Raw genomic sequence first — 22867 nt, 5'->3', positions numbered from 1 at the left:
GACGCGCCCGCCCAGCAGACAGCCCGCCCGGCCCATGAGGTCAGACCCTGCCGACCACCAGCCCCCGAATCTCCTCCCCCACCTCCTCGGGGTACCGCACGGCCCTGCCGAACCCCAGCCGCACCTCCTGATGGCTCCGCCCCGCGTGCTCGAACCGGAGGGTGATCCCGTACTGGTCGAGCCGCGCCGGCCGCACCCGCACCGCCGCCGCCCGGACATCCGCCGGCGCCAGCCGGGCGAGCGCCCGCACCATGGCGTCGTGGGCGCAGTCGAGGTGGGAGAGGAGTTCGGCCTCGGCGCGGGCCAGCGGGTCCGGCTGGGCCCGGACCAGTTCGTCGACCCCGATGCGCCGGCTGCGCCCGTGCTCGGCGAGGACGGCGTACTCGGTGTGCAGGTGCAGGCCGCGGTCGGCGGCGGTGCCCAGCCAGCCGTGCAGGCTGAGCCGCGCCCGCACCCGGTCGCGCAGGTGGACGGGGGCGACGTCGGTGAACTCCACGACGGCGGGCAGGGTCCCGTCGAGGGCGGCGTCGAGTTCGGCTCCGAGGTGCTCGCCCGGCGGGTCGTGGAGGGTGAGTCCACCGGCGGCGTCCACGGTGTGCAGGCCGACCAGGCCGATGCTGTGGCCGTCCGTGGTGACGGTCAGTGAATCCGCGGCCTCGACCACGGAGCGGACTCGCTGGGCGGGGGTCGGCTCCCCGTCTCGGGTGTGCGCGTACATCAGGTGACCCCTTCAGTAAGGTAAGGCTTACCTTAGCTACATCGGGGGGTGGGGGGAACCCGACCCCCCGCTCGGGTTCACCCGGTCGGGCGACACGCCGTCAGGCGGACCTCCCGAAGCCGATGGTCGGCACCGCCCGGCGCAGCGGCCAGGCCGTGGCCGAGACCTCGGGGACCAGGCCCTCCAGAAAGGCGTACCGGCGCAGCGCCTGCGGGTCGTGGCCATGGGCGGAACGCGCCGAGGTGTGGGTGTACGCGCGCACCCGCCGCCACCAGGCGGCCACCTCCGTCCACCCCGGCGCCGAGAGCGAGCCGCCGAACTCCTGCACCGACAGCGCCGCCGTCAGCCCGGCGAAGGCGAGGCGGTCGGCCAGCGGCCAGCCGGCCAGCGTCCCGGTGACGAACCCGGCGACGAAGACGTCCCCGGCGCCGGTCGGGTCGAGGGCGTCGACGGCGATGGCGGGCACGTCGGCGGTCTCCCCGGTCCGTCCGTCGACGGCGTACGCCCCCTGCGAGCCGAGCGTGACCACGGCCAGCGGCACCCGGTCGGCCAACGCGCGGGCCGCCGCCCGGGGGCAGTCGGTGCGGGTGTAGCGCATCGCCTCGGCGGCGTTGGGCAGGAAGGCCTCGCAGTGCTCCAGGTCGGGCAGGGCGTCCAGGTCCCAGGTGCCGGTGTCGTCCCAGCCGACGTCGCCGAAGACGCGCGTACCGGCGCGCGCCGCCTCGGCGATCCAGGGGGCTCGCACGCCGGGCGCGAGGGCGGCGACGGCGGCGCGGGCGCGCGGTGGGTGGGCGGGGACCGGGGCGAGGTCGACGGGGGCCTCGTGGCCGTGCGAGACCATCGTGCGCTCGTCCTCGTAGGCCATCGAGACCGTGACCGGGGAGTGCCAGCCGTCGACCCGGCGGGAGCCGGTCAGGTCGATGCCCTCGCCGCTCTCCAGCGCGTCCCAGCAGTACTCGCCGTAGTGGTCGTCGCCGAAGGCGGCAGCCAGCGAGGTGCGCAGGCCGAGCCGGGCGAGGGCGGTGGCCATGTTGGCGACGCCGCCGGGGCTGGAGCCCATGCCCCGCGCCCAGGACTCGGTGCCGCGCACGGGCGCCGAGTCGAGGCCGGTGAAGATGATGTCGAGGAAGACCGTGCCCGTCAGGTAGACGTCCACCGGCGGGTCGCCGGGGCGGCGCAGCCCCACCAGTGGGTCCACACCGGCGGCGCGGTGCGGCGTGCGGTCTCCTTCGTCGAAACTCACGGCGGACTCCCTGAGTGGTGCGGATCCGGACAGTCTGCCCGACCGCGTACCCCTTCCATGCGGTACGTTCCGGCCCATGAGGCTGACGATTCTCGGGGGCGGCGGCTTCCGCGTCCCGCTGGTGTACCGGGCGCTGGCGGGCAGCGAGGTCGGCACCCTGACGCTGTACGACACCGACCCGCTGCGGCTGGGCGTGATGCGCGCGGTCCTGGACGGACTGCCGCGCCCGGCGGACGGCGGCGGACTGCCCCGCGTGGTGGTCGCCGCCAGCCTCGACGAGGCGGTGCGCGGCGCCGACTTCGTCTTCTCCGCGATCCGCGTCGGCGGCACCGCGGGCCGCGTCGCCGACGAGCACGTTCCGCTCGCCGAGGGGCTGCTCGGCCAGGAGACGGTGGGCGCGGGCGGCGTGCTGTACGGGCTGCGTACCGTCCCCGTGGCGCTCGGGATCGCCGAGCGGATCGCCGAACTCGCCCCGGACGCCTGGGTCATCAACTTCACCAACCCTGCCGGTACGGTGACCGAGGCGATGGCCTCGGTCCTCGGGTCCCGGGTGATCGGGATCTGCGACTCCCCGGTGGGCCTGGTGCGGCGCGCGGCCCGGGCCGCGGGCGCCGACCCGGACACCGTCGGCTACGACTACGTGGGCCTCAACCACCTCGGCTGGCTGCGCTCCCTCACCGGGGCCGACGGCCGCGACCTGCTGCCCGGGCTGCTCGCCGACGAGGCGGCGCTGGCCTCCTTCGAGGAGGGCCGCCTCTTCGGGCCCGCCTGGCTGCGGGCGCTGGGCGCGCTGCCCAACGAGTACCTGCACTACTACTACTTCCGCCGCGAGACGCTGGCGGCGGTACGGGCGGCCGGGGAGACCCGCGGCGCCTTCCTCGACGCGCAGCAGTCCGCCTTCTTCGCCGAGGCGCACCGGCGGCCCGAGCAGGCGTTCGCGCTGTGGGAGCGGACCCGCCTGGAGCGCGAGGAGACCTACATGGCGGAGAGCCGGGCCGCCTCCGGGGGCTGGGAGCGGGACACCTGCGACCTGGACGGCGGCGGCTACGACCAGGTGGCGCTGGCGCTGATGCGGGCGCTGGCCCGCGACCGGCCGGCCCGGCTGATCCTGAACGTGCGGAACTCCTCGGGCGGGCCGGACGCCCCGCCGGTACTCGCGGCGCTGCCGCCGGACGCGGTGGTGGAGACGGTGTGCGAGGTGGACGGCTCGGGGGCGCGCCCGGTGGCGTCGCCGACACCGCTGGGCGAGGCGGAGCTGGGGCTGGTGCTCCAGCTCAAGGCGGTGGAGCGGGCCACGATCGAGGCGGCGCTCTTCAAGGACCGGGAGGCGGCCCTGCGGGCGGTGGCACTGCACCCCCTGGTCGACTCGGTGGCGGTGGCCGAACGGGTCCTGGCCCGCGCGGGGGCGTGAGAGGGACGTACGGACGGTAGGCCGGGAGCGCGGGGCGAGCCGACGACGGGCGGCCCGGCGACCGGACCCGCCGGCGGGCGGTGCGCTCGACCAAGTGGCGCAGTCCGGGCGGCGGGCCCGCGAGGCACGCCCGGACGGCACGCGACGCACACCCCTTCCGGGGAACGTCCGGCGACCGAGGGGGCGTGAGCTGCCGGGAGTGGCGCGCGCCGGGGCGCTCGCGCCTGGCGGAGCGTCAGCCAACGGGCCGGGGCGCGTGTACGCGCCTCGGCCCGTTTCGTGTGCCCTCCCCGCTCCGGATGCTAAGCGGAACCTCAACGCGCCCCCCTGAACTGGGAGTTCGAGCCGGGATACCCGGGTAAGCGGAATGCAAACATTATGTGACCGGCAACACTGCGGGTCGACTGTCCGACGCCTCCGCGCGCTTGATACAAATTGGCCCGCGCTTCCCCCCGCTCGTGGTTCGGACCGGAAGCGACTCCCTCTTCTCTCGCTTCCTGCGTGCCTGTCCGGCATGCCTTCTTCAAGGAACGCCTGTGCCCTCGCGCCCCCGTGCCGCCTGGCCCCTCGTCGCCCTGTTCACCGCCGGCTACCTCGCCTCGTACCTGCTGCCGACCCTTGTCGGGCGGCTCGACGACCACCTGCCCCTCACCACGCCGGAGGCCGGAGTCCTCGGCAGCGTCCTGCTGCTCTGCTCCGCGTCGGCCGGCTTCCTGCTCGCCTCACGCGTGGAGCGGCTCGGCGCGCGGCGGATCTCCCGCGCGGGCCTCCTGCTGATGGCCGCCGGATACGGCGCCGCCGCCGCGACCACCACGCTGCCGCTGGTGGTGGCCGGGGCCGCCGTCGGCGGACTCGGATCGGGCACCACCATGGCGGTGGCCTCGGGCGGGATCGCCGCCCGGCGCGACCCGCACCGGGCCTCCACCCTCGGCCTGCTCACCGTCTCCGCCACCGCGGGCGCGCTGTACCTCACGATGCCCGCGCTGGGCGGCGGCCACGGCCTGCCACTGGGGGCCGTGGCGGTCGTCGCCCTGCTGGTCTGGCCCGCCACCGGCCGCCTCCCGCGGAGCCGGGACGCGGCGACGGCCACGACCGGCTCGCCCTTGCCGCACCGGCGTTCGGGCGCCGTGCTGGTCGGGGCGATCGTCCTGTGGGCGCTCTGCCAGAACGCGCTGTGGGGCGTGAGCGGCCGCATCGGCACCGACCAGGCCGGCCTGAGCGAGGCCGCGGTCGGCGCGGTCTTCGCGGCGGCCCTCGGCGCCGGACTGCTCGGCATCCTCGGCGCGAGCGCACTCGGCACCCGGCTCGGCCGGGCCGCGCCGATCGGGGCCGGCACCGTGCTGATCGCCGGGTGCATCGCGGCCAGCGCCCGCGCCGACGGGCTCGCCGGCTTCGCCGGCGGGGAGATCGCGTGGAACACCCTCTACCCGGCCGTCCTCTCCTACCTGATCGGCCTGGGCGCCTTCCTCGATCCGCGCGGCCGGTGGGCCGTGATGGTCGGATCGGCCTCCGCGCTGGGCGTCGCCTTCGGCCCGCTCGCCGGATCGCTCCTCTCGGAGCACGCCGGGTTCCCGGTGATGGGTCTGGTCCTCGGTACGACGCTGCTGCTGCTCGCGGTCCCGCTCACGCTGGTCGCCGTGCACACCACCGCACGCCCGCTGCCTTTCGGCAGGGTGCGCCGCGGGGGCCTCGCCGCCACCCGGGCCGCCTCGGTGCCGGTGCCCCCGCTCGGCACCTGCGAGCAGCCCGTCGCCCCGCTCTCCGTCACCGGCCGCCACCTGACCCGGCGCGCCCTGAGCACCGCCGGCCCCGGCACGGGTCCGGGCACGGCCGGGAGCACGGGGGACGGCGGCTGACCGCCCGTGAGGTGCCCGCTCCCGCCCGGGGTCACGGCCCGTCGTGGAGTTGGCGCAGCTCCAGCGGGGCCGGGGGCGGCAGGGCACGGCTGGTGCCGGGAGCGGGCGGGACGGCGCGGAAGGACTCCAGGAGGTAGGCGGTGAGGCGGCGGGAGGCGGCGGGCGCGCTGTGCTCGCCGCCCTTGGACAGGCCGTTGTTGGCCAGCAGCACCAGGACGACGTCGCTGGGGTCGAAGTCGGCCCTCAGGGAGCCGGCCCGCTGGGCGCGCCGCACCAGCTGGGCGAGCTTGGCCTCGGCGCGCTCACGCTCGCCCTCGTGGTCGAGCAGACCGGGGAAGCGGGCGAGGAAGGCGGCGGTGAAGCCCCGGTCGCGGGCCTGCATGGCGCACACCCGCTCCACCAGTGAGCGGAAGCCGTGCCACGGGTCGGGGTCGGCCAGCGCCTCGTCGAGGACGGCCGCACACGCCCGGAACTGCTCGGCGAACGCCTCGGAGACCAGGGCGTCCCGGGTCGGGAAGCGGCGGTAGAGGGTGGCGACGCCGACCCCGGCGTGCCGGGCGATGGTGGTGACGGGGACGTCGATGCCGTGGGCGGCGTAGGCGGTGCGGGCGGCCTGGAGGATACGGGCGCGGTTGTGGCGGGCGTCGGCGCGCAGGCCGTCGCCGGGGCGGTTCCGAGAGGGCTGAGCAGGCATGTCTCTCACTTTAAGTCAAGTGGAAGGGTTCCTCCGGTTAGCCGGTTGGCGTGGAGCACGGCCCTCGTTGGCCTCCCGCCCGACCCCTCCCCCGACAGGACCCGCCATGCCCACGATGCGCGCCGCCCTCCTCGACCGCTACGGACCGCCCGAGGTCCTCTACGAGGGGCGCGTCCCCGTTCCGGTGCCGGCGCCCGGCGAGGTGCTGGTCAAGGTCCACGCCACCAGCGTCAACGGCGGCGAGCTGGCCGGGCGGGCGGGGCGGGTCCGCCTGGTCACCGGCGGCCGCTTCCCGCAGCGCACCGGCATCGACTTCACCGGCGAGGTCGCCGAGGTGACCCCCGGCGTGCGCGGCCCAGCCGTCGGCGACCGGGTGTGGGGCGTCCTGGGCCGCACCCTGGGCAGCGCCGCCGAGTACCTCGCCGTCCGGCCCGGCCGGATCGCGCGGGCCCCGCGGACGGTGAGCCTGACCGAGGCCGCCTCACTGCCCGCGGGCGGCACCACGGGCCTCACCGCGCTGAGGGCGCACGCCGGACCGCGCCCCGGCGAACGGCTGCTGGTACGCGGCGCCGCGGGCGGCGCCGGCAGTGTCGCCGTCCAGCTCGGCAAGGCACTGGGCGCCCGGGTCACGGCGCTGGCGGGGCCGGGCCGGCTCGACTTCGTGCGGGAACTGGGCGCCGACGAGGCGTACAGCTACACCGAGTGCGGGCCCGCGGACCTCGGTCCGTTCGACGTGATCATGGACACCGCCGGGACGGAGCACCGGGCCTGGCGGCGGCGGCTGGCACCCGGCGGGCGCATGGTGGCGATCAGCTTCGATCTGGACCGCAAGGCGGCGAGCCTCGGCCATCTGCTCGCCTCCACCGTCCACGGCCGGGCCCACGTCCGGTTCTTCAGCGGCGACCCCCGCCACTGCCTGCTCACCGAACTCGCCGGGTTGGTGGACGGTGGCGCCCTGCGCCCGGTCGTCGACTCCGTCCGTCCCCTGGCCGAGATCGCCGCCGCGCACCGCGCCCTGGAGGCGGGCGGGGTGCGCGGCAAGCACGTGATCCGCGTCGCGGCGGACGAGACGGCCTGACCGCCGCGCGGGCCCGGGCGGCGGCCCGGCCCAGGCTCGTCAGCCGGGCAGTTCGGCCTCCAGCAGGTCGGCGGCGCGAACCGTGCCGCCCTCGGCCAGCAGCTCCGCCCGCAACTCCGCCGAGCGGGCGGCGACCCGCGGGTCACCGGTGAGGTCGGTCAGGGCCGAGCGCAGCGCCTCGGCGGTGGCGTCGGCCGTGTCGATCCGCCGGGCCACTCCGAGGGCGGCCAGTTGGTCGGCGTTGGCGAACTGCTCGGCCGCCTGCGGGACGGCGATCATCGGCAGTCCGAAGTACAGCCCCTCACTCGAGCCGCCCATCCCCGCGTGGGTGACGAAGGCGTCGGCCTGGGAGAGGACGGAGAGCTGTGGCACCCAGGGGTGCACCTCGACGTCGTCGGGGAGCGGGCCGAGCACCGCCGGGTCGGTGTGCTTGCCGATCTGGAGCACGGTGTGCCAGCCCGGCAGAACGTCCCCGCCGAAGGCCGCCACGCACGCCCGGTAGAAGTCGGGCTGCTGGGTGTAGGAGGAGCCGAGCGAGACCAGGACGACCTTCTCGGCCCCGGCCGGGCGCTGCCAGGTGCCCTGGCCGGAGCGGTCGCCGAAGCAGGGCCCGACGAAGGAGACGACGGCCGGGTCCACCTGGTCGGCGAAGGGCTGCATGGCGCGCGGGATGGTCGCCACCGCGCGGGCGGGCAGGCCCGCGAACTGTTCGAAGTCGCGCGTGGTCGCCCCGGTCGTGGCGAGCCAGGCGTCGCCCTCGCGGGCGTAGACCTCGTAACCGGGCAGGGCGCGGACGGCGGCGCCGACGGTCTCCTCGTACCCCTGCCACGCCACGTACGTCGGGGAGAGCTGGACGTGCGGGCGGTCCTGCGACTCGGCGAGGGCGCGGGCCGCGTAGCCGCCGATGTCGTAGAGGTAGAGGTCGGCCGGGTCGGCGCCGTAGAAGGCGGCCAGGCGAGGCAGGGCCTGCGCGGCGTCGGCGACGAAGAGGCGCATCGCCGCCACGCCGTCCTCGGGCCAGACGTTGTCGGCGAACGGGAGGGTGGAGGGGACGGGAACCAGTTCGGCGCCGGTCGGGGCGATCAGGTCGGCGACGGCCGGGTCGGCGGCGTAGGTGACCCGGTGGCCGCGGTCGACCAGTTCCCGGATGATCTCCAGGCTGGGGAGGATGTGGCTGACCATCGGCATGCCGACCATGGCGATGTGGGCACGCGGACGCGTGGTGCGCTGCATGGGGGACTCTTCCTGCGCGGGCCGCCGGGCCTCCCCGAGGGGGCGGTTCGCGGCGGCGGTGATCACGGATGACGGGACCGCCGGACCGCGCGCCGGCCCCGGTCGGGGGCGGGCGCGGTCGCGGCGTGGGTCCGGGGGGCTCGCGCCGCGCCCCGGACCGGGGGTGCAGTCAGCCGTAGATCTGGAGGAAGGAACTCATGGCGGCAACCTAGCCCGGACGCCCGGGCAGCGGCAACCGCCTTTCGCACCGGCCCCTCAGTCGAAGGTGTAGGCCTCCACCTCGGCGAGGTAGCGGGCGCGGCGCTCCTCGTCGTCCTCCAGGAAGGACGCCTGGAAGGAGTTGCGGGCCAGGGTGCGCAGCGCCTCGTGGTCGAGGCCGAGTGCCTCCTGCACGGCGTGGAAGGTGTCGCCGACGTAGCCGCCGAAGTAGGAGGGGTCGTCGGAGTTGACGGTGCAGAGCAGCCCGGCGGCCATCATCTGCGGCAGCGGGTGCTCCTCCAGGATGTCGACGGCACGCAGCCGGACGTTGGAGAGCGGGCAGAGCGTCAGCGGGATCTGCTCGCGCACCAGCCGTTCGACGACGGCCGGGTCCTGCATGGCGGTCAGCCCGTGGTCGATCCGCTCGACCTTCAGCACGTCCAGCGCCTCGGTGATGTACGCGGGCGGTCCCTCCTCCCCCGCGTGCGCGACCCGGCGCAGGCCGAGCCGTCCCGCCTCCTCGTACACCTCGCGGAACTTGGCCGGCGGGTGGCCGACCTCGGCGGAGTCCAGACCCACACCGGTGATGCGGTTCAGGTACGGCTCGGCGGCCTTCAGCGTCTCCATGGCCGACTCGGCGCTCTGGTCACGCAGGAAGCACATGATGAGCAGCGTGGAGACGCCGAACCGCTCCTCGCTGGTGGCGAGTGCCCGGCTGAGGCCGCCGACCACCGTCTCCATCGAGACGCCCCGGGCCATGTGCGCCTGCGGGTCGAAGAAGATCTCCGCGTGCCGCACGCCCTGCTGGGCGGCGCGGGCGAGGTAGGCGTCGGCGAGGTCCGCGAAGTCCTGCTCGGTGCGGAGCACCGCCATCAGGCCGTAGTAGAGGTCGAGGAAGGACTGGAGGTCGGTGAAGAGGTAGGCCCGGCGCAGCTCCTCGGTGGAGGCGTAGGGCAGCGTCACGCCGTTGCGCGCGGCCAGTTCGAAGGCGAGTTCCGGTTCGAGGGTGCCTTCGATGTGGAGATGGAGTTCGGCCTTGGGCAGGGGCATGGCGGGCTCTCTCGGCTGGTGCGGGTGGTACGGGCGGGCCCGGACCACGGGCCGCGCCATGGAGGGAAGCGTACGGTCCCGCCGGTCACCGGGGGCGAAAGGGGGCCTTGGACCGTTTCGGTGTCCGTATGTCCTGGGCCGGTTCCTCTCCCCGGACGGGTGAGCGGCCGCCGCCCTGGGAGAGGAGGGGCGGCGGCCGGGTCCTGCCGGGCGGTCAGGCGAAGGCGCCGCTGTAGGCGTTGAGCGCGGGCTGGCCGCCGAGGTGGGCGTAGAGGACGTTGGAGTCGCGGGGGATCTCCCCGTCGCGGACCAGGTCGATGAGGGCCGCCATCGACTTGCCCTCGTAGACCGGGTCGAGGATGACGCCCTCCAGGCTGCCGGTGAGCCGGATGGCGTCCAGGGTGGAACGGTCGGGGATGCCGTACCGCTCCCCCGCCCAGCCTTCCAGGAGGGTGATCTCCTCGTCGCGCAGTTCGCGGCCGAGGCCGACGCGGGCGGCGGTGTCCCGGGCGATCTTCTCGATCTGGGCGCGGGTCTCGGCGGGCTTGGCGGAGGCGTCGACGCCCAGTACGCGACGCGGCCTGTCCTGCCCGGCGAACCCGGCGATCATCCCGGCGTGCGTGGAGCCGGTGACGCCGCAGACCACCACGGTGTCGAAGAAGACGCCCAGGTGCCGCTCCTGCTCGCGCACCTCCTCGGCCCAGCGGGCGAAGCCGAGCCCGCCGAGGGGGTGGTCGGAGGCCCCGGCGGGGATGGCGTACGGGGTGCCGCCGGCCCGGCGGACGTCCTCCAGGGCCTGGTTCCAGCTCTCCTTGAAGCCGATGCCGAAACCTGCGTCCACCAGGCGGACGTCGGCGCCCATCAGGCGGGAGAGCAGGATGTTGCCGACCTTGTCGTTGACCGGGTCGGGCCAGTCGACCCAGCTCTCCTGGACGAGCACCGCCTTGAGGCCGAGCCGGGCGGCGACGGCGGCGACCTGGCGGGTGTGGTTGGACTGGATGCCGCCGATGGTGACGAGGGTGTCGGCGCCCTGCCTCAGCGCGTCCGGTATCAGGTACTCCAGCTTGCGGGTCTTGTTGCCGCCGAAGGCCAGCGGGCTGTTGACGTCCTCGCGCTTGGCCCAGACACGGGCGCCGCCGAGGTGGGCGGTGAGCCGGTCGAGCGGATGGATCGGGCTGGGCCCGAAGAGCAGCGGGTGGCGGTCGAAGTCGTCCAGGGACACGGGTACCTCCGGGGTGGGCGGGGTGAGTCGGGTCAGGGCGTACCGGGCGCGTCCTCGTGGCCGGCCGTGCTCTCGTCGTGGAGCCGGTCGAGGAGCGGGACGAGGGTCTGCCAGTTCTCCCGGGTGGCGGCGGCCGCTCCCTCCGCGTCGCCCGCCGCGCACCGTTCGACGATGCGGGCGTGCTGGGCGACGGAGGCGCGGCCGCTCAGCGAGGAGAACCGGAGCCGCTCCACCCGGCGCAGCACCGGGGTGAACTGCTCCAGGACGGTGCGCGCGGCGGTGTTGGCCGCGGCGGTGACGGCCACCCCGTGGAAGGCGTCGTCGGCGGCGATGGCGGCGGGCACGTCGTGTGCACGCAGAGCGCGGGCGAAGCGGTCGTTGGCCTCGCGCATGGCGTCGAGTTCGGCGGTGGAGAGGTGGGGAACGGCCTGGCGGACGACCAGTTCGTGCAGGGCCGCGGTGACCGACTGGGCGTCCCGGGCGGCGCGGACGTCCAGGGGGCTGACCAGGGTGTGGCGCCCCGGCGTGGTCCGCACCAGGCCGGCCTGCTCCAGCCGGGCCAGCGCCTCACGGACGGGGGTGCGGCTGACGCCGAGCCAGGCGACGAGAGCCGCGTCCTGCAACCGCTCGCCGGGGGCGAGGGTGCCGTCGACGATGGCGTCCCGGATGGCCCGGTACGCCTCCTCCCGCAGGAGGGATCTGCTGACGAGTCCGCGACTCTCGGGAACTGGCATGCAATATATTGCACGCCGCCGAGCACCCTCCCGTCAAGAGGCGCGCGAGAGGTCCGGCCGCGCCAGGAGTGCGGGGCTCAGGCCGACTTGGGCTGCCGCAGCCCCTGGAGGAGCAGGCCGACCAGGCGGCGCGGGTCGTAACGGGGGTCGTCGCCCTGCCCGGCACAGAGGTTGCCGATACCGCGCATGAGTTCGTACGCCTGCGTGCCGGGCTCGATCTGCCCCGCGTCGGCGGCCCGGTCGAGGAGTTCCTCGCAGACGGGCACCAGGCGGTCGAGGAAGTAGGCGTGGAGCGCTTCGAAGCCGCCGCTGTCCGACCGCATCGCGTGGGCGAGGCCGTGCTTGGTGACCAGGAAGTCGACGAAGAGGCCGACCCATCGGTGAAGCGCGGTGAACGGGGAGCCGGCGGCGGCCAGCAGGGCCGGGCCGGCCTCGGCACACGCTTCGACCTGGTGGCGGTAGACCGCGACGACGAGGTCCGCCCGGGTCGGGAAGTGGCGGTAGACGGTGCCCATCCCGACGCCCGCCTTCGCCGCGATCTCCCGGATCGGCGCGTCGACGCCGGAGGCGACGAACACCTCGGCGGCGGCGTCGAGCAGCACCTGCCGATTGCGCACCGCGTCGGCCCGCGTACTGCGGGCCGACGCCCCCTTGGACTCGCTCGCGCCGGGCAAGGCACTCCCCTTCCAGTCGCCGTTGACGAAACGGAACACTGCTCCGTATATTCGAAACCGAACGGCGCTCCGCTTTCAGCGTAGCCGACATCCCGCGCTGCCCCACCCCCGTCTCGCCCCTGTCCTGCCGCACGACTCCGGCAGTGGGGCCCTCGAAGGGACTCCTCTCCCATGTCCGAACCCACCACGTCGGCCGGCCTCCCCGGCTCGCCCCGCCCCGTCCTCTCCGTCAGCCCCGTCGTGCTTGCGGCCCCTGACCGGGCCGTCGACCTCCAGCTGCGCGTCTCCGTCCCGGTGACCGGGAGCGGACTGCCGGTCGTCCTGCTCTCGCACGGGCTCGGCTTCTCCCACCACCTCTCCTCCCTGCACGGCTACGCGCCCCTCGCCGACTTCTGGGCGGCCCACGGGTTCGCGGTGATCCAGCCCACCCATCTGGACTCCCGGACCCTGGGCCCCGACCGCGGCAACGAGGCCGGGGGCGTCCCGCACTGGCGCTCACGGGCCGAGGACATGAGGCGCGTCCTCGACCGGCTCGACGAGGTCGAGGCCGCCGTGCCCCGGCTCGCCGGGCGGCTGGACCGCGACAAGGTGGCCGTGGCCGGGCACTCGATGGGCGGCCACACCGCCGGCCTGCTGCTCGGCGCCCGGCTCACCGACCCGGACGACGGAGCCGAGGTCGATCTGGCCGATCCCCGGATCAAGGCGGGGGTGATGCTCGCGGCGCCCGGTCGCGGCGGCGACGCCCTCACCGCCTTCACGGTGGAGCACTACCCGTTCTTCCTCACCACCGACTTCTCCCGGATGACCACGCCGGCCCTCGTCGTCGCCGGGGACAGGGACGACTCCGCCTTCCTGACCGTCCGGGGACCGGACTGGCACACCGACCCGTACACCCTCGCCCCCGGCCCCAAGTCCCTGCTCACCTTGTCCGCCGCGGAACACGGGCTCGGCGGCGTCTCCGGGTACGACGTGGCCGAGACCACCGACGAGGACCCGGCCCGGGTCGCCGCGGTCGCCCGGCTCACCTGGGCCTACCTGCGCAGCGCGCTCGACCCCGGCGACCCCGCCTGGCGGACCGCGAGCGGCCAACTGGCCGCCGACGCCCGTCCGGTCGGGCGGATCGCCTCCAAGTAGGCGCCTTCGGGCCCACGCCTCAGAGCCGCTTCGGCACCGGAACCCGGTCCAGGTCGCGGGCGATGGTCAGCTCCCCCTCGAACCCGGCGGCACGGGCCTGCCGCTCGAAGAGGCCCGGGTCGGTGTACCGCTGGGAGAAGTGCGTCAGCACGAGATGGCGCACCCCAGCGTCGGCGGCGGCACGGGCGGCCTGGCCGGCGGTGAGGTGCCCGTGCTCGGTGGCCAGGTGTTCGTCCTCGTCGAGGAAGGTCGACTCGATGACCAGCAGGTCGCAGCCGTCGGCCAGCGCGTGCACCCCCTCGCAGAGCCGGGTGTCCATCACGAAGCCGAACCGCTGCCCGCGTCGCACCTCGCCGACCTCGGCCAGCGTCACCCCCCGCAGCTCACCCCGCCGCTGGAGCAGGCCCACGTCGGGCCCGCTGATCCCGTGCGCGGCGAGCCGCTCGGGCACCATCCGCACCCCGTCCGGCTCCACCAGCCGGTAGCCGTACGCCTCCACCGGGTGCGACAGCTTGTACGCCTCCAGCGTGTACGAGGACCCGGCGGCGAGCGGCCCGTCGGCGGCGACCGGCGCCTCGGTGACGCCGACGCTCTCGTAGTAGGCGGTGGAGTAGCGCAGCCGCTCGAAGAAGCGCTGACCGCTCGCCGGGTAGTGCGCGGTGACCGGATGCGGGACCCGGTCGAGGTTGATCCGCTGGATCACCCCGGCCAGGCCGAGGCTGTGGTCGCCGTGGAAGTGGGTGACGCAGATCCGGTTCAGGTCGTGCGCGGAGACCCCGGCGCGCACCATCTGGCGCTGGGTGCCCTCGCCGGGGTCGAACAGGATGCCCTCGCTGTCCCACCGCAGCAGGTAGCCGTTGTGGTTGCGGTGGCGGGTCGGGACCTGGCTGGCGGTGCCCAGCACCACCAGCTCACGCACGGACACGGGGGCCGCTCAGCCGGGCGGCCACTGGAGGCCGCGGCCTCCGAGCACGTGGGCGTGGGCGTGGAAGACGGTCTGCCCGGCGCCGGACCCGGTGTTGAAGACGATCCGGTAGCCGGTCTCCGCGATGCCCTCCTGGGCCGCGGTCTCCCCGGCCTCGCGCAGCACGTCGGCGGCGATGGCGGGGTCGGCCGCGCTGAGCGCGGCGGCGTCCGGGTAGTGGGCGCGGGGGATGACCAGGATGTGCGTGGGCGCCTGGGGGTTGATGTCGCGGAAGGCGACCGTGGTGTCCGTCTCCCGTACGACGGTCGCCGGGACGTCGCCCGTGGCGATCTTGCAGAACAGGCAGTCGGGCTGGTGAGGCGGGCTGGGCTGGTCCGTCACTGGGGCGCTCCCTCTTGATCGGTGACCGGCATCGTAACTCCCCTCCCTGGTGACGGTCTCGGGCGGCCGGACGGGCCCGGAACACCACGGCGGCCGCCCCGCGCGCACGCGCCGGCCCCTGCGAAGGGGACGGCGGGCAGGCCCTGCCGGTGCCGCGAGGCGGCCGGAGGCGCCTGGTGCGGCTCAGGGTTCCCCCGCACGTCGGCGAAGGTCCGCCGAGGCGCCCGGCCGCGGGATCCGCGTGCGGGATCGCCCGGTGGACGCTGGTCCCGGCCCCGACCGGCTGAGGCCGGGGGCTCCGGCTCGCGAGCAGAGTCCACTCCTCGCCGCGCTCGGGCATCGGGCGCCCGCCGCCCCAGCGGCCCCGCGCCGCCTGGTGCACGGCGGAAGGGACCAGCACATCCCTCGGGCGGGAACAGCTTCACGGAAAGGGGCGAGGCCCCGGCGCAGCGCGGCGGTGGTCGTGCGCCCGCGGAAGGGGCGGGTACCGGCGGCGGCTCCCCCGGCCGCCGGTGACGAGGTGCCACCGGCGGCCGGGGCGAGGGTCAGTCCCGGTACTGGCCCCCCGCCGGGCGCTTCGGCTCCGGGAGTTCCGGCGGGGTCAGCGCCGGGGTCTCCTCCAGGGCGGCCAGGGCCACCCGCACCGCCTCGTCGAGCTGGGGGTCGCGGCCGGCCGCGTGGTCGTGCGGGGCGTGTACCACCTCGATGTCGGGGTCGACGCCGTGGTTCTCCACGTCCCAGCCCTGGCCCTCCAGCCAGAAGGCGTACTTGGGCTGGGTGACGCTGGTGCCGTCGACCAGGCTGTAGCGGCTGTCGATGCCGATGACGCCGCCCCAGGTGCGGACGCCGACGACCGGGCCGATGCCGCGCGCCTTGATGGCGGCGTTGACGATGTCGCCGTCCGAGCCGGAGAACTGGTCGGCCACGGCGACCACGGGGCCGCGCGGCGCGTCCAGCGGGTAGCTGGAGGGCCGCATACCGCGCGGCACGTCCCAGCCGACGATCTTGCGGGCCAGCTTCTCCACGACGAGCTGCGAGGTGTGGCCGCCCCGGTTCTCCCGCACGTCGACGACCAGTCCCTCCCGGGCCGCCTCGACCCGCAGGTCGCGGTGGATCTGCGCCCAGCCCGGCGCCTGCATGTCGGGGACGTGCAGGTAGCCGAGGCGCCCGCCGGAGAGGGCGTGGACGTGGGCGCGGCGGCCGGCGACCCAGTCGTGGTAGCGCAGCGGCTCCTCGTCGGCGACCGGGACGACCACGGTGTGCCGCGGATCGCCGCCGCCGGACGGGGAGACGGTCAGTTCCACGGGCTTGTCCGCGGTGCCGACCAGCAGCGGGCCGGGGCCGGTCACGGTGTCGACCGGCTGCCCGTCGACGGCGAGGATCGCGTCACCCGGCCGGATCGCGACGCCGGGCGCGGCGAGCGGCGAGTGGGCGCGCGGGTCGGAGGTCTCCGAGGGCAGCACCCGCTCGACCCGCCAGACGCCCTCCTCGTCGCGGACCAGGTCGGCGCCGAGCAGACCCTGCCGCAGCCGGGAGCCGACCCAGTTGCCGTGCGGGGTGACGTAGGCGTGCGAGGTGCCGAGTTCGCCCTGCACCTCCCAGAGCAGGTCCACCAGGTCGCTGTGGGTGGCGACACGCTCCAGCACCGGGCGGTAGCGGTCGAGTACGCCGTCCCAGTCGAGGCCGCCGAGGTCGGCGCGCCAGAAGTGGTCCCGGGTCAGACGGCCCGCCTCGTCGAACATCTGGCGCCACTCGGCGGCCGGGTCGACGGTCTGCCGGACGCGGGACAGGTCGACGGTGACGCGGTGCTCGCCGTCGTCCTCGTGCGGGGCGCGGCGGTCGCTGGGGACCAGCCGCAGCTCCCCGTCGACCCGGAGCAGGACCCGCTTGCCGTCCCCGGTGACGGTGAACCCGTCGGCCGGGGAGGCGAGTTCCTCCACACGGCGCTGGACGAAGTCGTACCGCTCCAGTACCGAGCGCGGGCGCGGGGTGTCCGAACCGGCCTGGGCCGCGCCGAGGACGCCGCGCAGCGGGTGGCTGAGCCACAGCACGCCGTCCTTGGCCGCGCGCAGCCCCGAGTAGCGGCCGGCGTCGACGGGGAACGGCACGATCCGGTCGGCCAGGCCGTCCAGGTCGATCCGGGTGGCGGGGGCGCCCTCGCTGTCGGGCGTCTCCTCCTTGTCCGGCGCCTCGAAGGCCCGCCCGTGCCGCTGCGGGCCGAACGGCGAGGGGGTGGTGGCGGCGAGGGTGATCAGGTGCGGCCGGCCGCTGTCGAGGAAGGCCAGGTCGAAGACGTGGTCGTCGTAGACCGGGTCGAAGGAGCGCTCGGAGAGGAAGGCGAGGTGCTTGCCGTCGAGGGTGAAGGCGGGGCTGTGGTCGTTGAACCGCAGCGGGGTCGCCTCGGAGACGGTGAGGTCGGTGGTGTTGGCCAGTTTCAGCTGGCGCAGCGGTTCCGGGCCGGGGTGCGACCAGGCGAGCCAGGCGGAGTCGGGGGAGAAGACGAGGCCGGTGGCGTCGCCGTCCTCGCTGCGGTCGACCTCGCGGACCTCGCCGGTCTCCCGGTCGACGAGCAGCACCCGCCCGTCGTGCGAGGCGACGGCGGCCCGGCTGCCGTCGGGCGCCATCCGTAGCTGGAGGACCCGGCCGAGCTGCCCGGCGGCGACCCGGCGCGGGGTCGAGCCGGGGGCGGTGCCGGTGGCGGGGGCGAACTCCAGGGCGTCGTCGCCCTCGGCATCGGTGACCCAGGCGACGTACTCCTCGCCGTCGACCCGGAAGGTGCGCGGAAGACGGTGCCGGACGCCGGGTTCGCCGGCGAGCAGACGGGCGGGGCCCGAGCGGTGGGTGACCCAGTGCACGGCGCCGCGCACGGTGACGGCGCTGCCCCGGCCGGTGTGGTCGGGCGAGGCGCCGCCGAGGTCGCGGCCGGGCTCGACGGGACGCGGCTGGAGGTCGGCGCGCTGACCGCCCAGCCGGACGTCGAGCGGGCGCGGTGCCGGAACGGACGCCCCCTGCCCGTCCTCGGCCTGGAGACCGTCGAGCAGCCAGAGGCGTCCGGCCGAGCTGTAGACGACGCGGGTGCCGTCGGTGGCGGCGTGCCGGGCGTAGAAGGCGGGCAGGCCGGTGTCCGGGTCGGTGAGCGGGGTGTGGCGGCGCAGATCGCCGCCGTCGGGCAGCGAGGAGTACAGCGCGCCGACCCCCTCGTGGTCGCTGAGGAAGGCGATGCGGTCGCCGACCCACAGCGGGTACTCGATGTTGCCGTCGAGGTCGGCGTGGAGACGGGTGAACTCGCCGCCCTCGGTGCCGGTCCAGAGCTTCCCCGCCGTGCCGCCCCGGTACCGCTTCCACCAGGCGGCCTCGCGGCCCATCGGCACCGACAGCAGCAGCACCTGGCCTTCGGGCCCGTACGCGACGTCGCCGACGGGGCCGAAGGGCAGGGCGGGGGCGGGGCCGCCGTCGAGCGGCACGGCCCGCGCCCAACTGCGTCGCAGGGACGCCTGGCCGTGGGTGGTGAGGGCGAGCACGTCGCCCTCGGGGGTCCAGCCGCGCACGGAGGTGCGGTTGCTGCCCCAGTGGGTCAGGCGCCGGGAGAGGCCGCCGTCGGTGGGTGCGACGTGCACCTCGGGGGCGCCGTCGCGGGTGGAGGTCCAGGCGACCGTGGTGCCGTCGGGCGAGAAGCGGGGGTGGTCGACCGGCATGTTGTCGGCGCTCACCCGCCAGGCGCGCCCGCCGTCGAGCGGCGCCACCCAGACGTCGTCCTCTGCGACGAAGGCGACCGACTCGCCGTGGACATGCGGAAACCGGAGGTACGCAGGCTGTGTCACCCGATCAGCCTATGCAGCCGAGCCGCCCCTGGGGGAGGCCCTTGGATCACTTGCCCGGATCTCATCCCCCGCCCCCGCCCCACCCACCACACCGGCCGCGCCTCTCCCAGAGCCGCCCTGCCCCTCCCTCGGCCCCGGCCACGCGGCCCGCGGGGGCCCTCCCCGGCGCCCGGCCGCCCGCGGGGGGGCCCGAGCCGGCCGGGCCCCCGAAGACCCGTCCGGGGGCTCAGCCCCAGCGCCCCGACCGCCCCAGCAACAGCGCCGCCCCCGCGGTCCCCGCGGTCGAGGTCCGCAGCACACTGGGCCCCAGCCGGTAGGCTCCGGCGCCCGCCTCCCCGAAGGCGGCCAGTTCCTCCGGAGAGACCCCGCCCTCGGGCCCGACGACGAGGACGATCGGCCCCTCGGCGGGCAGCTCGGCCCGCGCCAGCGGCGCGCTCCCCTCCTCGTGGAGGACGGCGGCGAGGCCGGCCCCGGCGAGCAGAGCGGCCACCTGCCGCGTGCTGTGCACCTCCGCGACCTCGGGGAACCGCAACCGCCGGGACTGCTTGCCGGCCTCTCGCGCGGTGGCCCGCCACTTGCCGAGCGACTTGAGCCCCCGCTCGCCCTTCCACCGGGTGACGCACCGCGAGGCCGCCCACGGCACGATCGCGTCGACGCCGGTCTCGGTCATCGTCTCGACGGCGAGTTCGCCCCGGTCGCCCTTGGGCAGCGCCTGCACGACGGTGATCCGCGGCCGGGGAGCGGGCTCCTCGCGTACCTCGTCCACCGCGACGTACAGGGTGTCCTTGCCCTCCACCGAGGTGACGGTGCCGAAGGCCCCGTTCCCCGCCCCGTCGGTGAGGACGACGGGCTCGCCCGGGTTCAGCCGGCGTACGGAGACGGCGTGCCGGCCCTCGGGCCCGTCGAGGACGACGGTGCCGGGGGCGACCTCGTCGACGAGGAAGACGGGTGCGGTCATCGGGTTCCTCCAGGGGACGACGGGCCGCCGAGGGCGAGCACGGCGGCGGCCGTCTCGGCGGCGAGGACCTCCACCAGCTGGGCGGCCGGCATCTCGCGGGCGAGCCGGTGGCCCTGCCCGGCCCAGAGCGCCATGCCCTGCGCGTCGCCGGTGCGGGCGGCCGCCTTGCGCAGCGGGGCGGTGACGTGGTGGATCTGCGGGTAGGCCGCCGGGGCGTAGGGGCCGTGTTCGCGCAGGAAGCGGTTGACCAGGCCGCGGGCCGGGCGTCCGGAGAAGGCCCGGGTCAGCTCGGTGCGGGTGTACAGGGGGTTGGTGAGGGCCTGCTTGTGCAGGAGCGGGGCGCCGGACTCGGGGCAGACCAGGAAGGCGGTGCCGAGCTGGGCCGCCTGCGCCCCGGCGGCGACGGCGGCCGCCACCTGCTCACCGCGCATGATCCCGCCGGCCGCGATCATCGGCAGGTGCACCACCTCGCGGACCAGGGTGAGGAGGGTGAGCAGGCCGATGCCCGCGCCGTCGCGTTCGGGGTCGTCGCGGTGGGTGCCCTGGTGGCCGCCGGCCTCGACACCCTGCACGCACAGCGCGTCGGCGCCGGCCTTCTCGGCGGCGCGGGCCTCCTCGGGGGTGGTGACGGTGACGGCGGTGCGGGTGCCGACCCGGCGGAAGGAGTCGATCACCTCGGCGGCGGGACAGCCGAAGGTGAAGGAGACCAGCGGTACGGGGTCGTCCAGGAGGATGGCGAGCTTGGCGTCCCAGTTGTCGTCCTGGCCGCAGTCGGTGTCGCCGAGCGGTGTCTCGTACCAGGCGGCCTCACCGGCGAGTTGGTGGCGGTAGACCTCGATGGTGGCGGGGTCGGCCGTCTCGGGCTGCGGGAGGAAGAGGTTGACGCCGAAGGGACGCGAGGTGAGCGCGCGGAGCTGGGTGATCTCCTGGTACATGCCGTCGGCGGTCTTGTAGCCGGCGGCGAGGAACCCGAGGCCCCCGGCGTCGCTGACGGCCGCCGCGAGGGCGGGGCAGGAGCCACCGCCGGCCATCGGGGCCTGCACGATCGGGACATCGCAGAGGTCGGTCAGCGCACGGGACATGACCGCATCGTGCCATGTCCCCCGCATCCCGCCGAATCTCGACTTCCTCCCTTCCGCCTGGCTCCCGGCCGGTGGCGCCGAACCCGGACACGCACCGGGGCCCGGCCCCGCCGTCAGGCGGTGCCGGGCCCCGGTGCGTACGGGCCGAAGCGGCTCAGGAGCGGCCGTTGAAGGCGTCCTTCAGGCGGGAGAACAGGCCCTGCTGACCGGGCTGGAACTGGCCGGTGGGCCGCTCCTCGCCGCGCAGCGCGGCCAGTTCGCGCAGCAGGCGCTCCTGCTCGGCGTCGAGCTTGCCCGGTGTCGTCACCTCGACGTGCACGATCAGGTCACCCCGGCCGCCGCCGCGCAGGTGCGTGACGCCCCGGCCGTGCAGGGGCACCGACTGGCCGGACTGGGTGCCGGGCCGGATGTCGATCTCCTCCATGCCGTCCAGCGTCTCCAGCGGCACCTTGGTGCCGAGGGCCGCGGCCGTCATCGGGATGGTGACCGTGCAGTGCAGGTCGTCGCCACGCCGCTGGAAGACCGGGTGCGGCAGTTCGTGGATCTCCACGTACAGGTCGCCGGCGGGGCCGCCGCCGGGGCCGACCTCGCCCTCACCGGAGAGCTGGATGCGGGTGCCGTTGTCGACACCGGCCGGGATCTTCACCGTCAGGGTGCGGCGCGAGCGGACCCGGCCGTCCCCGGCGCACTCCGGGCAGGGCGTGGGCACCACGGTGCCGAAGCCCTGGCACTGGGGGCAGGGGCGGGAGGTCATGACCTGGCCGAGGAAGGACCGGGTGACCTGGGAGACCTCGCCGCGGCCGCGGCACATGTCGCAGGTCTGCGCGGAGGTGCCGGGGGCGGCGCCCTCGCCGTTGCAGCTGTTGCAGACGACGGCCGTGTCGACCTGGATGTCCTTGGTGGTGCCGAAGGCCGCCTCGTCCAGCTCGATGTCGAGCCGGATCATGGCGTCCTGACCGCGCCGGGTGCGCGAGCGGGGGCCGCGCTGGGACGCCGTGCCGAAGAAGGCGTCCATGATGTCGGAGAAGTTGCCGAAGCCGCCCTGGCCGAAGCCGCCCGCTCCGCCACCGCCGCCGTTCTGCGACAGGGGGTCGCCGCCGAGGTCGTAGACCTGCTTCTTCTGCGGGTCGGAGAGGACCTCGTAGGCGGCGTTGATCTCCTTGAAGCGCTCCTGCGTCTTCGGGTCCGGATTGACGTCCGGGTGCAGCTCGCGGGCGAGTCTGCGGAACGCCTTCTTGATCTCGTCCTGGGAAGCGTCGCGGCGCACGCCGAGTACGGCGTAGTAGTCCGTGGCCACTTACGACTCCGCCAGGATCTGTCCGACGTAACGTGCCACTGCGCGTACCGCTCCCATCGTTCCGGGGTAATCCATGCGGGTCGGTCCGACCACGCCGAGTTTGGCGACTGCCTCGCGTCCCGAACCGTAACCGACCGAGACGACCGACGTGGAGCTGAGGCCCTCATGGGCGTTCTCATGACCGATCCGTACGGTCATGGCCGAATCCTTCGCCTCACCGAGGAGTTTGAGCAGGACGACCTGCTCCTCCAGCGCCTCCAGGACGGGGCGGATGGTGAGAGGGAAGTCGTGCCCGAAGCGGGTGAGATTGGCGGTGCCGCCGATCATCAGCCGTTCCTCGGTCCTTTCGACCAGGGACTCCAGGAGCGTGGACAGCACCGTCGAGACGGTGGGCCGGTCCTCGCTCTCGAAGGACTCCGGCAGGTCCTGCACCAGCTGCGGCACGTCGGTGAACCGGCGCCCCGCGATCTGGCTGTTCAGCCGGGCCCGCAGGTCGGCCACGGACGCCTCGCCGAACGGCGCCGGGCAGTCGATCATGCGCTGCTCGACCCGCCCGGTGTCGGTGATCAGCACCAGCATCAGCCGGGCCGGGGCCAGCGCCAGCAGCTCCACGTGCCGGACCGTGGACCGGGTCAGCGAGGGGTACTGCACGACGGCGACCTGCCGGGTGAGCTGCGCGAGCAGCCGCACCGTGCGGGCCACCACGTCGTCGAGGTCGACGGCCTGGTCGAGAAAGTGATGAATGGCACGCCGCTCGGGCGCCGTCATCGGCTTCACGTCGGCGAGCCGGTCGACGAAGAGGCGGTACCCCTTGTCGGTCGGGATCCGCCCCGCGCTGGTGTGCGGCTGGGCGATGTACCCTTCGTCCTCCAGCGCGGCCATGTCGTTGCGGACCGTGGCCGGGGAGACACCGAGCTGGTGGCGCTCGGTCAGCGCCTTCGAGCCGACCGGCTCCTCGGTGCCCACGTAGTCCTGGACGATCGCGCGCAGGACCTCCAGCCTTCGTTCGCTGAGCATCGCGCACCTCCCAGTCGCCTGCCGCACCCCCCGCGTCCCCCGCGGGCCTCTGCTGGCACTCACCTCGCGCGAGTGCCAACCACGTCGCGCACCAGTGTACGGCTGACCGGTACACCTGCGGCAAGGCCGGGGCACAGCAGG

Annotated in this window: 19 protein-coding genes; 4 read left to right on the top strand and 15 right to left on the bottom strand. The window is 75.0% G+C overall.

The features are described from left to right. Positions 1-40: 40 nt before the first annotated feature. Both Sdia_RS09330 and Sdia_RS09325 read right to left on the bottom strand, forming a co-directional pair. On the bottom strand, positions 41-718 hold the full coding sequence (locus Sdia_RS09330) for a DUF2470 domain-containing protein (protein ID WP_100452788.1): 678 nt from the start codon (positions 716-718) through the stop codon (positions 41-43). A gap of 100 nt (positions 719-818) precedes the next feature. Continuing rightward, positions 819-1961, bottom strand: coding sequence for a carbohydrate kinase family protein (locus Sdia_RS09325; RefSeq protein ID WP_100452787.1), 1143 nt, complete (start codon positions 1959-1961; stop codon positions 819-821). Positions 1962-2037: 76 nt separating this feature from the next. Between Sdia_RS09325 and Sdia_RS09320 the strand changes: the two genes are divergently transcribed. Together Sdia_RS09320 and Sdia_RS09315 are read left to right on the top strand one after the other, a co-directional pair. Further along, positions 2038-3372: a family 4 glycosyl hydrolase gene (locus tag Sdia_RS09320; RefSeq protein WP_100452786.1), complete on the top strand. Its 1335-nt coding sequence runs from the start codon at positions 2038-2040 to the stop codon at positions 3370-3372. 536 nt (positions 3373-3908) lie between these two features. Beyond that, positions 3909-5228, top strand: a complete 1320-nt coding sequence (locus Sdia_RS09315) for an MFS transporter (RefSeq protein ID WP_100452785.1) — start codon at positions 3909-3911, stop codon at positions 5226-5228. Positions 5229-5259: 31 nt separating this feature from the next. Here Sdia_RS09315 and Sdia_RS09310 read toward each other — a convergent pair whose 3' ends face one another. Next, positions 5260-5922, bottom strand: a complete 663-nt coding sequence (locus tag Sdia_RS09310) for a TetR/AcrR family transcriptional regulator (RefSeq protein WP_189500404.1) — start codon at positions 5920-5922, stop codon at positions 5260-5262. A gap of 106 nt (positions 5923-6028) precedes the next feature. On the opposite strand from Sdia_RS09310, the gene Sdia_RS09305 reads away from it, so the two are divergent. Then, on the top strand, positions 6029-7000 hold the full coding sequence (locus Sdia_RS09305) for an NAD(P)-dependent alcohol dehydrogenase (RefSeq protein WP_189500403.1): 972 nt from the start codon (positions 6029-6031) through the stop codon (positions 6998-7000). A 39-nt stretch (positions 7001-7039) separates the two neighbouring features. Here the strand turns inward: Sdia_RS09305 and Sdia_RS09300 are convergent, their stop codons facing one another. From Sdia_RS09300 to Sdia_RS09280, 5 genes are all read right to left on the bottom strand, one after another. Continuing rightward, the gene (locus Sdia_RS09300; protein ID WP_100452782.1) at positions 7040-8233 is read right to left on the bottom strand and encodes a macrolide family glycosyltransferase; all 1194 of its coding nucleotides are present in this window, start codon (positions 8231-8233) and stop codon (positions 7040-7042) included. A gap of 255 nt (positions 8234-8488) precedes the next feature. Continuing rightward, positions 8489-9481, bottom strand: a complete 993-nt coding sequence (locus Sdia_RS09295) for an adenosine deaminase (RefSeq protein WP_100452781.1) — start codon at positions 9479-9481, stop codon at positions 8489-8491. A gap of 214 nt (positions 9482-9695) precedes the next feature. Further along, positions 9696-10703, bottom strand: a complete 1008-nt coding sequence (locus Sdia_RS09290) for a 1-aminocyclopropane-1-carboxylate deaminase (protein ID WP_100452780.1) — start codon at positions 10701-10703, stop codon at positions 9696-9698. Positions 10704-10735: 32 nt separating this feature from the next. After that, on the bottom strand, positions 10736-11437 hold the full coding sequence (locus tag Sdia_RS09285; RefSeq protein WP_115069914.1) for a GntR family transcriptional regulator: 702 nt from the start codon (positions 11435-11437) through the stop codon (positions 10736-10738). 77 nt (positions 11438-11514) lie between these two features. Further along, positions 11515-12111 carry a TetR/AcrR family transcriptional regulator gene (locus Sdia_RS09280; protein WP_115069952.1) on the bottom strand — a complete coding sequence of 199 codons (597 nt, stop codon included), beginning with the start codon at positions 12109-12111 and terminating at the stop codon, positions 11515-11517. A gap of 171 nt (positions 12112-12282) precedes the next feature. Between Sdia_RS09280 and Sdia_RS09275 the strand changes: the two genes are divergently transcribed. After that, positions 12283-13245, top strand: coding sequence for an alpha/beta hydrolase family protein (locus Sdia_RS09275; protein ID WP_100452778.1), 963 nt, complete (start codon positions 12283-12285; stop codon positions 13243-13245). A 19-nt stretch (positions 13246-13264) separates the two neighbouring features. On the opposite strand, the gene Sdia_RS09270 is transcribed toward Sdia_RS09275, so the two are convergent. The 7 genes from Sdia_RS09270 to hrcA form a co-directional block, all read right to left on the bottom strand. Then, positions 13265-14170 (bottom strand): ribonuclease Z, encoded by a 906-nt coding sequence (locus Sdia_RS09270; protein WP_100452777.1) that lies wholly within the window; start codon positions 14168-14170, stop codon positions 13265-13267. Positions 14171-14179: 9 nt separating this feature from the next. Then, positions 14180-14551, bottom strand: coding sequence for a histidine triad nucleotide-binding protein (locus tag Sdia_RS09265; RefSeq protein ID WP_100452776.1), 372 nt, complete (start codon positions 14549-14551; stop codon positions 14180-14182). A 545-nt stretch (positions 14552-15096) separates the two neighbouring features. Continuing rightward, positions 15097-18372, bottom strand: coding sequence for a S41 family peptidase (locus tag Sdia_RS09260; RefSeq protein ID WP_189500402.1), 3276 nt, complete (start codon positions 18370-18372; stop codon positions 15097-15099). 226 nt (positions 18373-18598) lie between these two features. Next, positions 18599-19330 (bottom strand): 16S rRNA (uracil(1498)-N(3))-methyltransferase, encoded by a 732-nt coding sequence (locus Sdia_RS09255; protein WP_189500401.1) that lies wholly within the window; start codon positions 19328-19330, stop codon positions 18599-18601. Then, complete coding sequence (locus Sdia_RS09250; RefSeq protein WP_100452773.1) at positions 19327-20412, bottom strand: nitronate monooxygenase; 1086 nt, start codon at positions 20410-20412, stop codon at positions 19327-19329. Before Sdia_RS09250 ends, Sdia_RS09255 begins: the two co-directional genes overlap by 4 nt. Positions 20413-20566: 154 nt before the next feature. Then, positions 20567-21709 carry a molecular chaperone DnaJ gene (dnaJ, locus tag Sdia_RS09245; protein WP_100452772.1) on the bottom strand — a complete coding sequence of 381 codons (1143 nt, stop codon included), beginning with the start codon at positions 21707-21709 and terminating at the stop codon, positions 20567-20569. Continuing rightward, positions 21710-22726, bottom strand: a complete 1017-nt coding sequence (gene hrcA / locus Sdia_RS09240) for a heat-inducible transcriptional repressor HrcA (RefSeq protein WP_100452771.1) — start codon at positions 22724-22726, stop codon at positions 21710-21712. Positions 22727-22867 lie beyond the last annotated feature (141 nt).

Source organism: Streptomyces diastaticus subsp. diastaticus (genome assembly GCF_011170125.1).
Taxonomy (GTDB): Bacteria; Actinomycetota; Actinomycetes; order Streptomycetales; family Streptomycetaceae; genus Streptomyces; species Streptomyces diastaticus.
Note: the sequence above shows the minus strand (reverse complement) of the source record. Positions and strands in the feature narration are given on the sequence as shown.

What these genes read in the sequence shown, in the direction of transcription:
- Sdia_RS09330 (WP_100452788.1), bottom strand. Translation starts at nt 718, where the DNA reads ATGTACGCGCACACCCGAGACGGGGAGCCGACCCCCGCCCAGCGAGTC.
- Sdia_RS09320 (WP_100452786.1), top strand. Translation starts at nt 2,038, where the DNA reads ATGAGGCTGACGATTCTCGGGGGCGGCGGCTTCCGCGTCCCGCTGGTG.
- Sdia_RS09310 (WP_189500404.1), bottom strand. Translation starts at nt 5,922, where the DNA reads ATGCCTGCTCAGCCCTCTCGGAACCGCCCCGGCGACGGCCTGCGCGCC.
- Sdia_RS09305 (WP_189500403.1), top strand. Translation starts at nt 6,029, where the DNA reads ATGCCCACGATGCGCGCCGCCCTCCTCGACCGCTACGGACCGCCCGAG.
- Sdia_RS09300 (WP_100452782.1), bottom strand. Translation starts at nt 8,233, where the DNA reads ATGCAGCGCACCACGCGTCCGCGTGCCCACATCGCCATGGTCGGCATG.
- Sdia_RS09295 (WP_100452781.1), bottom strand. Translation starts at nt 9,481, where the DNA reads ATGCCCCTGCCCAAGGCCGAACTCCATCTCCACATCGAAGGCACCCTC.
- Sdia_RS09285 (WP_115069914.1), bottom strand. Translation starts at nt 11,437, where the DNA reads ATGCCAGTTCCCGAGAGTCGCGGACTCGTCAGCAGATCCCTCCTGCGG.
- Sdia_RS09275 (WP_100452778.1), top strand. Translation starts at nt 12,283, where the DNA reads ATGTCCGAACCCACCACGTCGGCCGGCCTCCCCGGCTCGCCCCGCCCC.
- Sdia_RS09255 (WP_189500401.1), bottom strand. Translation starts at nt 19,330, where the DNA reads ATGACCGCACCCGTCTTCCTCGTCGACGAGGTCGCCCCCGGCACCGTC.
- Sdia_RS09250 (WP_100452773.1), bottom strand. Translation starts at nt 20,412, where the DNA reads ATGTCCCGTGCGCTGACCGACCTCTGCGATGTCCCGATCGTGCAGGCC.
- hrcA (WP_100452771.1), bottom strand. Translation starts at nt 22,726, where the DNA reads ATGCTCAGCGAACGAAGGCTGGAGGTCCTGCGCGCGATCGTCCAGGAC.